The 9,736-nt window shown below is 63.9% G+C and carries 10 protein-coding genes and 1 pseudogene; 4 read left to right on the top strand and 7 right to left on the bottom strand.

Annotation, left to right across the window (positions count from 1 at the left end; translation table 11 throughout):
• A partial coding sequence (locus ABYB95_RS10800) for a peptidylprolyl isomerase (RefSeq protein WP_372658515.1) occupies nucleotides 1-1,332 on the top strand: 1,332 nt, incomplete at its 5' end.
• A gap of 31 nt (nucleotides 1,333-1,363) precedes the next feature.
• Complete coding sequence (rsmA, locus tag ABYB95_RS10795) at nucleotides 1,364-2,167, top strand: 16S rRNA (adenine(1518)-N(6)/adenine(1519)-N(6))-dimethyltransferase RsmA (RefSeq protein WP_372658514.1); 804 nt, start codon at nucleotides 1,364-1,366, stop codon at nucleotides 2,165-2,167.
• 211 nt (nucleotides 2,168-2,378) lie between these two features.
• Here rsmA and ABYB95_RS10790 read toward each other — a convergent pair.
• The 5 genes and pseudogenes from ABYB95_RS10790 to bfr form a co-directional block, all read right to left on the bottom strand.
• Nucleotides 2,379-2,813, bottom strand: a pseudogene (locus ABYB95_RS10790) (barstar family protein); the annotation flags it as partial.
• A gap of 17 nt (nucleotides 2,814-2,830) precedes the next feature.
• Nucleotides 2,831-3,265, bottom strand: a complete 435-nt coding sequence (locus tag ABYB95_RS10785) for a ribonuclease domain-containing protein (protein ID WP_372658513.1) — start codon at nucleotides 3,263-3,265, stop codon at nucleotides 2,831-2,833.
• 222 nt (nucleotides 3,266-3,487) lie between these two features.
• Nucleotides 3,488-5,791, bottom strand: coding sequence for an NADP-dependent malic enzyme (locus tag ABYB95_RS10780; protein ID WP_372658512.1), 2,304 nt, complete (start codon nucleotides 5,789-5,791; stop codon nucleotides 3,488-3,490).
• A 266-nt stretch (nucleotides 5,792-6,057) separates the two neighbouring features.
• Nucleotides 6,058-6,279 (bottom strand): bacterioferritin-associated ferredoxin, encoded by a 222-nt coding sequence (locus ABYB95_RS10775; protein WP_372658510.1) that lies wholly within the window; start codon nucleotides 6,277-6,279, stop codon nucleotides 6,058-6,060.
• 101 nt (nucleotides 6,280-6,380) lie between these two features.
• On the bottom strand, nucleotides 6,381-6,857 hold the full coding sequence (gene bfr / locus ABYB95_RS10770; protein WP_372658509.1) for a bacterioferritin: 477 nt from the start codon (nucleotides 6,855-6,857) through the stop codon (nucleotides 6,381-6,383).
• A gap of 145 nt (nucleotides 6,858-7,002) precedes the next feature.
• Here bfr and ABYB95_RS10765 point away from each other — a divergent pair, with 145 nt between their 5' ends.
• Together ABYB95_RS10765 and ABYB95_RS10760 are read left to right on the top strand one after the other, a co-directional pair.
• Nucleotides 7,003-7,308, top strand: coding sequence for a hypothetical protein (locus tag ABYB95_RS10765; protein ID WP_372658508.1), 306 nt, complete (start codon nucleotides 7,003-7,005; stop codon nucleotides 7,306-7,308).
• 10 nt (nucleotides 7,309-7,318) lie between these two features.
• A complete protein-coding gene (locus ABYB95_RS10760; RefSeq protein WP_372658507.1) occupies nucleotides 7,319-7,768 on the top strand; it encodes a hypothetical protein in 450 nt (149 codons plus the stop codon).
• A gap of 62 nt (nucleotides 7,769-7,830) precedes the next feature.
• On the opposite strand, the gene ABYB95_RS10755 is transcribed toward ABYB95_RS10760, so the two are convergent.
• Together ABYB95_RS10755 and ABYB95_RS10750 are read right to left on the bottom strand one after the other, a co-directional pair.
• On the bottom strand, nucleotides 7,831-8,748 hold the full coding sequence (locus tag ABYB95_RS10755) for a LysR substrate-binding domain-containing protein (protein ID WP_372658506.1): 918 nt from the start codon (nucleotides 8,746-8,748) through the stop codon (nucleotides 7,831-7,833).
• The coding region (locus ABYB95_RS10750; protein ID WP_372658505.1) for an amidase family protein at nucleotides 8,745-9,736 on the bottom strand (992 nt) is incomplete at its 5' end. The genes ABYB95_RS10755 and ABYB95_RS10750, both read right to left, overlap by 4 nt.

Genomic DNA, 9,736 nt, shown 5'->3' with positions numbered 1-9,736 from the left:
GCCAGTACGGTCTGGGGCGCTGCCGCCCATGCCCAGGGCCTGCGCTTGTCCAACCGCCTCAATCTGCCCAGCCAGCTGTCGCAGGGGTCGACCACCCAGCAAACGGCGGACTTCATCGTCGCGCTGGTCAATTCGGAACCGATCACCAACACCGAAGTGCGCCGGCGGGTGCTGCGTGTGGAGCAGCAGCTGACCCAGCAAGGCGCGGTCATGCCGGCCCGCGATGTGCTTGCCCGCCAGGTGCTTGAGCAGCTGGTGCAAGAGCGCGCACAGCTGCAAACGGCGGTCGAGCAAGGCCTCCGGGTGGATGAAGCGACGCTGCTGCAGGCCGAGCAAAACATCGCGGCCCAGAACCAGTTGAGTCTGGAAGACTTCCGCCGCCGGGTGGCGTCCGAGGGCTTGGACATCAACAGTTTGCGCAACGAATTGCGCAACCAGATCTTGTTGCAGCGTTTGCACGACCGCGAGGTGCAAAGCCGCGTCAATGTGACCGAATCCGATATCGACGCCTTCATCCGGGAGCAGCAGAACGCGCCCGACAGCAGCCAGCTGGAGCTGAACCTGGCCCAGGTACTGGTGCAAACGCCGGAAAACGCCAGCGCCGAGCAGATCCAGCAAGCGCAAGCCAAGGCCCAGAGCGTGGCCGACAAGGCACGCAGCGGCACCGATTTCGCTCAGCTCGCGCGCGAATTTTCCGACGCACCCGAACGCGCCAATGGTGGGCTGCTCGGCCTGCGCGCGGCCGATCGCCTGCCGCCCCTGTTTGTAGAGGCCACCAAGGCCTTGCGCGCCGGCGACATCGCCGGACCGGTGCGCAGTCCTGCGGGCTTCCATGTGCTCAAGCTCGTGGAGAAGCGGCAGGCCGGTTTGCCCGACGTGCAAGTGACCCAGACCCACGCGCGCCACATTTTGCTGCGCACCAGCGCACAGCTCAGCGAGAGCGCTGCGGTGGCCCGCCTCAACCAGTTCCGCCAGCAGATCGCCGACGGCAAGAGCAGTTTCGAAGCGCTTGCGCGCGAACACAGCCAGGACAGCTCGGCGCGCGAAGGTGGCGATCTGGGTTGGGCCAATCCCGGACAGTTTGTGCCCGAGTTCGAAGAAGCCATGAACGGCCTGCGCACTGGCGCGGTGTCGGCGCCGCTGGTCTCGCGTTTTGGCGTGCACCTGATCCAGGTGGTTGAACGCCGCCAGACCACGCTCAGCCAGCGCGAGCAGCGCGAGATCGTGCGCGGCCTGTTGCGCGAGAAGAAGGCGGAAACCGCTTTGCAGAGCTGGAGCCAGGACGTGCGTGGCCGGGCTTACGTGGAATACCGCGAAGACCCCAAGTTATGAGGTGTTTTCTGAGCCGCGTTCGGGGCAAGGCATGAAGCACATCGCCCGCAAGCGTTTCGGACAGCACTTCCTGACCGACGCGGCCGTCATCGAAAACATCGTCGCGGCGATCGCGCCGCAGCCGGGTGACGCCATGGTCGAGATCGGCCCTGGACTGGCCGCCCTGACCCAACCGCTGGTGGAGCGGCTCGGCCGGCTCACCGTGATCGAACTGGACCGCGACCTCGCCAGCCGCTTGCGCAGCCACGGCCAGCTCGACGTCATCGAATCCGATGTGCTGAAGGTCGATTTCGCGCAGCTCGCAGCGTCCATGGGCGGCGCACAAGATGGCGCCGCCACGCAGCCCTCCCCGGTGGGGGCCAAACTCCGTGTGGTGGGCAATCTGCCTTACAACATCTCCACGCCCATCCTGTTCCACCTGCTGGACCATGTGAGCGTGGTGCGGGATCAGCACTTCATGCTGCAAAAAGAAGTCATCGACCGCATGGTGGCGCGGCCCGCCACGTCGGACTACAGCCGGCTCTCAGTCATGCTGCAATGGCGCTACGCCATGGACAACGTGCTGTTTGTGCCGCCGGAAAGTTTCGATCCGCCGCCCCGTGTGGACAGTGCCATCGTGCGCATGGTGCCGCTGGGCGAACCGCCCATCATCGACCTGGCCCGCTTTGGGCAAATGGTGCAGGTGGCCTTCAGCCAGCGCCGCAAAATTTTGCGCAACACCTTGGGCCGCTGGCTGGATGAACAAGGCTTTGGCGGCGAATTCGACCTGCAACGCCGGGCCGAGGAAGTCCCGGTGAGCGAATACGTGGGTCTGATCAAGACCTTGCAGGCATGAAAAAGCCCCGACAGGTGTCGGGGCTGGTCCAGTGGCGCCAGCGGACTGGCGCGGCGTCAGACGATCAGGCCGCAGCCAGCCAGTAGCCGGCGTTGAACGGGCTGCTCATGCGCAAGGCCATCGGGCTCACATCCAACAGCTTGTCGGTCGGCATGGGCTCGTCGTTTTCCACCTCGATCGGTGCCTCGCCCTTGGACGAACGGGCGACCGAGAACGAGTAGAAGCAGCGGAACGGAATCTTGCGATCGGCCCAGTAGTCGGCCGTGTCGCGGAAGATGTCGAGCAGCTGCTCACGGGCTTCCTTGTCGAACTTGGCGTGCGCTGGGATGTGCTCCAGTACCACGATGAATCCGGTTTGCGGCCCCGACTTGTGGACCAGATCGGTCATGCAATCGTAGAGCGCGTCAAAATTTTTGCCGAAATGCGTGGGCAAGGTGTATTGGGCTGCGATCAGCTCCAGCACATCTTGCTTGCTTTGGGCTTTGGCCAAGTTGGCATACAGGAAGTGGTGGCCGAGATGCTCGGCCGCCACCTGCAGTTCCTTCACGCCATAGGCGCGAATCGACTGAACAATGTTGGTGCGTACTTGACGAAGTGGCGTGTCCATCTCCGCGTCTCTTTCTACAGTAAGGTTTAAAAATTCCATCTATATCTACCGCGACCTCACTGCGCGATCAGCTGAAAGCTGGCGTAGTGATCCTCGGTATAAAAACATGCTTCAGGGACCGTGGGCTGCATTCCGCCGCACACGATCCGTCTAGCCCCGCGATGGTCCAGCCCCGGGGTGGGCACTGTGTATTCGCGGTAATAACCTCGTACCTGGCTGGGCAGCAAGCGCTCACGGTTGCCAAAAACGGTGCCGTCCTTTTCGTAGGGAAAAGGTCCGCCACGCCGGATCAGGCCCATCACTTCCCGACCTTGAACCGGTAACCCTGCAAAGACCAGAGAAGCATCGGCTGCCACCGACATGGTGGGGGCGCTGGGTGCTCGGGCATCTACCAGCACCGCACCCACAGTGGCTGCGATTGCAGCCACCAAGGCCAGTGTTCCCACCAGCCGAGCGCCCCGTTTCCCTGTCCGGATCCGATTCAGATCCATGAAAGCCTTTGCCTCTTCTGTCGCTAACCCTCTAGAAATTCCCAAAAAATGCGTCTTACAAACGCCTTTTTCAGGGGATTCGGGAGGGGCGGGTTAACCCTGAATTCCAAGTTCGTTAGTGTGCACTAAGCCCCGGAATAAAGCAAGCAGTTGCTGAATTTTCGAGCAGATAGAAGGGCCGTAAAAATCGGTAAAAGTTAGTGCTTACCTTCCGTGCAAGCGCTATTTGGCGGCGTTCACTTCAGCCACCGTCAAAGCCGTCATGTTCACGATGCGGCGCACGGTCGTGCTGGCGGTGAGAATATGCACCGGTTTGGCCACGCCCAGCAGCATGGGGCCGATGGCGATGTTGCCGCCGGCGGCGGTTTTCAGCAGGTTGTAGGCGATGTTGGCCGCGTCGATGTTGGGCAGCACCAGCAGATTGGCGTCGCCTTTGAGCACGGAATTGGGCATGACGGCGTGGCGGGCGGCGCCGTCCAGCGCCACATCCCCCTGCATCTCGCCGTCAACTTCCAGCCACGGGGCCTTGGCTTGCAGAATGGCCAAGGTTTCTCGCATCTTGAGGGCGCTGGGCTGGTTGGAGGAGCCGAAGTTCGAGTGCGAGAGCAGCGCGGCCTTGGGGGTGATGCCAAAGCGCAGGATCTTGCGCGCGGCCATTTGGGTGATTTCTGCCAACTGGGCCGCGCTGGGGTCGTAATTCACATGGGTGTCTACCAGGAACAACTGGCGGCCCGGCAACATCAGCGCGTTCATGGCGGCGTAACAGCAGGCATTCTCCCGCTTGCCAATCACCTGGTCGATGTATTCCAGGTGCATGGCGGTGTTGCCCCAGGTGCCGCAGATCAGGCCATCGACCTCGCCTTTGTGCAGCAGCATGGTGGCGATCAGCGTGAGGCGCCTGCGCATTTCGATCTTGGCCAATTGCGCGGTGACACCACGGCGCTCGGTCATGGCCAGATAGCTCTGCCAGAAGTCGCGGTAGCGGTGGTCTTGTTCGACGTTGACGACGTCGTAGTCCAGGCCTTCCTTCAGGCGCAGTCCGAATTTCTCGATGCGCTGGGCGATGATGGCCGGACGGCCGATCAAGGTCGGGCGCGCCAGATCCTCGTCGACCACCACTTGGCAGGCGCGCAGCACGCGTTCTTCTTCGCCCTCGGCATAGGCCACCCGCTTGCTGGGCGACAGCTTGGCGGCTGCGTAAACCGGCTTCATCATGGTGCCCGAAGCAAAGACAAAGCTCTGCAGCTTCTGGCGGTAGGCGTCCATGTCGGCGATCGGGCGCAAGGCCACGCCGCTGTCCGCCGCCGCCTGGGCGACGGCGGGCGCGATTTTCATCATCAGGCGCGGGTCAAACGGCTTGGGGATCAGGTATTCGGGACCAAAGGCCAGTTTTTCACCGGCATAAGCAGCGGCCACCACCTCGCTTTGTTCGGCCTGGGCCAGCTCCGCGATGGCGTGCACCGCCGCGATTTCCATCTCGTCGGTGATGGTCGATGCGCCCGCGTCGAGCGCGCCTCGGAAGATGTACGGGAAACACAGGACGTTGTTGACCTGGTTCGGGTAATCGCTGCGGCCGGTGGCCATGATGATGTCGCCGCGCACCGCGTGCGCATCTTCGGGTGCGATTTCAGGGTTGGGGTTGGCCAGGGCAAAAATCACCGGCCGCTGGGCCATGCTGGCCACCATCTCGGGCTTGAGCACGCCGCCTGCGGACAGGCCGAGGAAAACATCGGCGCCGACCATCACTTCTTTGAGCGTGCGGGCGTCGGTTTTTTGGGCGTAGAGGATTTTGTCTTCGTCCATCAGCTCGGTGCGGCCCTCAAAGACCACACCCGCCAGATCGGTCACGAAGACGTTTTCGCGCTTCAAGCCGACCTTGAGCAGCAGGTTCAGGCAGGCCAGAGCCGCTGCACCCGCGCCCGAGGCCACCAGCTTGACTTGTGCAATGTCCTTGCCCGCGACCTTGAGGCCGTTGACCATGGCCGCGGCCACGGTGATGGCGGTGCCGTGCTGGTCGTCGTGGAACACCGGGATGTTCATGCGCTTGCGCAGCTCACGCTCGACGTAGAAGCAGTCCGGGGCCTTGATGTCTTCCAGGTTGATGGCGCCAAAAGTGGGTTCGAGCGCCGCGATGATCTCGACCAGTTTGACCGGGTCTTTTTCGTTGATCTCGATGTCGAACACATCGACCCCGGCGAACTTCTTGAACAGCACGCCCTTGCCTTCCATCACCGGCTTGGCGGCCAGCGGACCGATGTCGCCCAGGCCGAGCACAGCCGTGCCGTTGGTGATGACCCCCACCAGATTGCCCCGGCTGGTGTATTTGAAAGCGTTGTTCGGGTCTTTGACGATTTCTTCGCAGGGAGCGGCCACGCCCGGGGAGTACGCCAGTGCCAGGTCGCGCTGGTTGGTCAGTTGTTTGGTGGCAGCGATAGCCACCTTGCCGGGCACCGGAAACTCGTGGTACTCCAGCGCGGCTTTGCGCAATTCGGCGCGCTTGTTGTCCGGGGCGGTATCGGTGCTCATGGCTTTGTCTCCAGAGGGTTGTGTGTTTTGCAATGCGGAAAGCAATCGCGCATTATAAATAGAGACATGGGAAAACCCTAGTACGTGGAATGCCCTACAGAGCGCTCTGCTATTGGGTCGAACGCGCCCATGGACCGCGCTCGACCGGCCGCTCGAAGGTGTTGCGGCGCGGGGAACGCAGTATGCGCCCAGCGGTGGGGCGGGCGGACGTGTGTGTGGGGGTTTTCTTTACCCGGCGCGGTGGTCGGGCGCGGGCAAGCCAGGCATCAGGCCAGGGCTGCGGATTGGAACGGTTCGTCGTGTTTTTGCAGGTGGGCCACCGACAGGCCGGGTGCACATTCCGACCAGAGGGCGCGGGCACAAGACTCGCATTTGCCACATTGGGTGGCCACGCCGTGTTCCATCTGGATGTCGTCAAAGTCCATGCCCGAGCGCGCGCAACGTGCAATGGTTTGGTCGCTGACGCGGCGGCATACACAGACAATCATGGCGCTGGGCTCGGAGTTGGGACGAGTGCAAATGATAATTGATCGTATTCAATGAATCAAGCCCCGCTCCCACCCGATCCGACGACCGGCGCCCGGTTGACTCAGCTGGCGCTGTCCATCTGGCTTTGCAGGTAGTTGGGCAGACCGACGCGGCCGACGAGTTCGATCTGGGTTTCCAGGAAGTCGATGTGTTCTTCGGTGTCTTCCAGAATGGTCTGCAGCAGATCGCGCGAGACGTAGTCGCGCACGCTTTCGCAGTAGGCGATACCGTCCTTGATGGTGGCTTGCGCGCCTTGCTCCAGCGCCAGGTCGCTGCTCAGGATTTCGGGCACGTCCTCTCCGACGTTGAGCTTGCCCAGGTCCTGCAGATTGGGCAGGCCGTCGAGCACGAAGATGCGGTCCATCAACAGGTCGGCGTGTTTCATTTCGCCGATGGATTCGGCGTATTCCTTGGCCGCGAGCTTGCCCAAGCCCCAGTGCTTGAGCATGCGGTAGTGCACGAAATACTGGTTGATGGCGGTCAGCTCGTTTTTGAGTTGCGCTTGTAGATGCGAGATCGCTTTGGGATCGCCTTGCATGGAGTGTCCTTTGTGGTGGGGGGTTGGAGACCGGGCTTGCGCCCGCGTGGCGTGCTGCAAAGGGTGAGGGCATGGATGTCTTGCAAATAAGAATCATTCGCATACAATGGGCGCTCACCACACGTTTTCACCATGGGGAGTTTGCATGAATCCACCACCGTACGGGTCGTTTGACGAGGAATATGTGTTGCCTTCTGTCGAGGCCTTGCTGGCCGGAACATTGGCCCTGATGACGGGCTGCGCGCAAGCATCGGGCCCGGCCACCCACCGCGCGCTGATGGCCGGCAAGGTGGTGTCCAACCTGTCGGACCTGAGCGAGCACCCGGACCTGTCGCCGCCCATGCGTCGGATGCTGGGCAATCTCTGTGGTCGCTGGCAACAAGAAGTGCGGGCTTGCGATCCATGCGCGGCAGCGGCGCGGGCCATGCCGCCATCGCGCACCCTCCAGTAGCGGGCCAAACATGTCGGTGTATTCAAACGGGTCCACAGGTGAAGCCACGCAGGAGCTGGCGCAGGAACACGGCGTCTTGCTGCGCCAACTGGGGCGCCTGCAAAGCCGCATGGCCTTGATGCTGGCGGGGCATGCAAAGGAAGTACAGCGCCTGCAAGCCGAGGTGCTGCGGCTGCGGGGGCGCCTGCTGGTGGCGAGTACGCGGGTGTACTGGGGCTTGGGCGCGCGCCTGGATGCACCGTTTTACTTGCCCAGTGGCAGCGTCGTTCCAGGAGTTGATGCCACCGCGCGCAAACCGGTGGCAACGGCAGCGGCCGTGCTGTGCCAGACCGGTTGCGTGGGCCACGCCCACCATTGGTTGGGGGAAGACGGGCAATGCCGTTTGAACGGTGAACCATGCGTGCGCTTGCAGGGCGCAGCGCTGGTGGGAACGGTCTTGCCCTGGTCCACCGATCGCTGAGGCGGGCTTCCAGCAACCCACCTGCCGATTGGCGGCTGCGCAAAAGGCGGCAAGCGCCACCGCTAATCCGGCCCCGAAACCACTTCCGAACAAGCCATCTGCTCCCTCAACCAATGCACCACGGTGCCGATGGCTTCGCTCTTGGGGTGGTTGGGAGCCGCCACGACCGAGAAGCGCAAGCCGGGCATGCCATGTGGATGCACCCGCATCAAGCGACCCAGGGCCAAGTCGGACCGGACCAGCACGCTGCTCAACAGGGCCACGCCGACGCCTTCGAGCGCGGCCTGCACAACCAACATCTCGTCGCTGAAGCCCAGGCAGTCTGCGTCGTTGAAATCCACGGCGCCCATCGAGGCCATCCAGCGTTCCCAGGTGGGGCCACCCAGGTGGTCGTTTTTCCAGCTGAACTGGAGCAGCCGTTGGTGCTTCAGGGTCTCAAGCGACGAGCCCGTCGGCAAGAGGCCTGGCGTTGCCACGGCTATGTATTCATCGTCCGCGAGCGGCCATGCGTCCAGTGGCGCGTGGTCTCCGCGCCCGTAGCGCACCGCCATGTCGGCGTCGCCGCGCCGCAGATCCACCACGCGTTCGGTGGTGTCGATCGCGAGCGTCATGGCGGGGTGGGCCGCGTAGAACTGCGGCAGCGCAGGCACGATGACGCGCGAGGCGAAGGCCGGTGTCGCGCTGATGCGGATGTGGTGACTCGAGGCCTGGAGTCCGTTGATACCCGCCGTCATGCGGTCGAAGCTGTCGCGCAGCACCGGGTACAAGTGCAGGCCCGCCGGTGTGAGGGCGATGGAGCGTGGCAGGCGGTCAAACAGGCGCGTACCCACCAGGCTCTCGAGGTGGCGGATCTGGTGGCTCACGGCGGTGGCGGTGACGCACAGCTCGTCGGCCGCGCCTTTGAAGCTGAGGTGGCGTGCAGCCGCCTCGAAGGTGCGCAGCGCGTTCAGCGGCGGCAGTTTGCGGCGGGGTGGTGTCATGTGATGTGTGCGGGTGCTCCGGCCTGCGCCAGCGAACGGGCGAGCCGCAGCAGAAAACCATCGCGCCCTTGAGGCACGCTGAGCAACACGCTGGTGGGTGCTCCGTCAGCGTCCAGGCCACTGGGTAGCGCAAGGCCGGGCATGTCCAGGAAACTGCCGGGCATGGTCATCGACAGCGCACGCCGGTTCTGGGCGTGAAAGTCCTCGGGCGATGCGATCTCTTGCATACGCGGTGCGGTGCTGGGTGTGGTCGCGCTCACGAAGACCGTGTGGCCTGGCACGCTGGCAGCCTGTTGGGCGATGAGACCCAGGCGCGCCTGCCGAAGGGTGCAGGCGCCGTCCGGTGACAGCGTGTCCCGCGCCAGCTCCAGCCGTTCCCGGATGCGTGGGTCCAGCCGCGCTGCAGTGGCCGGCGCCAGCCAGCCGCCCAAGGTGCGCAGCGCCTCGTGCGCGGCCAAGGTCCCGTACCGGTTGAACAGCGTTTGCACCGCGTGCACATGGGTGTGCGTGGCCCACTGCACGGCGTGGCCCGCCGCCTGCAACCGTTTGCCAATGCGCTGCACGTGCTCGGCCACCACCGGATCGACTGCGATGCCCGGTGGCCCGGCAAGGTCGATCACGAACAGCGGCGCCTCATCCCGGGCGCTGTCTTCGTTGGCAACAGGGCCGGCCAGAACCGCATCGGCCGCTGCGATGAGATCGACCCGGTGGGCCAGCAGGCCGATGCTGTCCAGCGTCGGCGACAGCGTCCAAAGGCCCGCGGTGGGGTAGCGCCCCGAACTGGCGCGAAAACCCGCCAGACCGGTGAACGACGCCGGTACCCGCACCGAGCCCGAGGTGTCGGTGCCCACGGCGATTTCGCACAGGCCCAGTGCCACGGCGGCAGCGGCACCGCTGGACGAGCCGCCGCACACGCGCTCGTCGCCAGCGGGCAGCGCAGGGTTGCGCGGCGTCCCAAAGTGGGGGTTCGCGCCGAGCCCGCTGAAGG

It is taken from the genome of Hydrogenophaga sp., assembly GCF_041633695.1.
GTDB lineage: Bacteria > Pseudomonadota > Gammaproteobacteria > Burkholderiales > Burkholderiaceae_C > Hydrogenophaga.
This window is presented reverse-complemented; position numbering and strand designations above follow the sequence as displayed.

Bases quoted from the DNA above. Each gene is read 5' to 3' on its own strand.
- ABYB95_RS10765 (WP_372658508.1), top strand. From the start codon at position 7,003: ATGAATCCACCACCGTACGGGTCGTTTGACGAGGAATATGTGTTGCCT.
- ABYB95_RS10755 (WP_372658506.1), bottom strand. From the start codon at position 8,748: ATGACACCACCCCGCCGCAAACTGCCGCCGCTGAACGCGCTGCGCACC.
- bfr (WP_372658509.1), bottom strand. From the start codon at position 6,857: ATGCAAGGCGATCCCAAAGCGATCTCGCATCTACAAGCGCAACTCAAA.
- ABYB95_RS10780 (WP_372658512.1), bottom strand. From the start codon at position 5,791: ATGAGCACCGATACCGCCCCGGACAACAAGCGCGCCGAATTGCGCAAA.
- ABYB95_RS10760 (WP_372658507.1), top strand. From the start codon at position 7,319: ATGTCGGTGTATTCAAACGGGTCCACAGGTGAAGCCACGCAGGAGCTG.
- rsmA (WP_372658514.1), top strand. From the start codon at position 1,364: ATGAAGCACATCGCCCGCAAGCGTTTCGGACAGCACTTCCTGACCGAC.
- ABYB95_RS10785 (WP_372658513.1), bottom strand. From the start codon at position 3,265: ATGGATCTGAATCGGATCCGGACAGGGAAACGGGGCGCTCGGCTGGTG.
- ABYB95_RS10775 (WP_372658510.1), bottom strand. From the start codon at position 6,279: ATGATTGTCTGTGTATGCCGCCGCGTCAGCGACCAAACCATTGCACGT.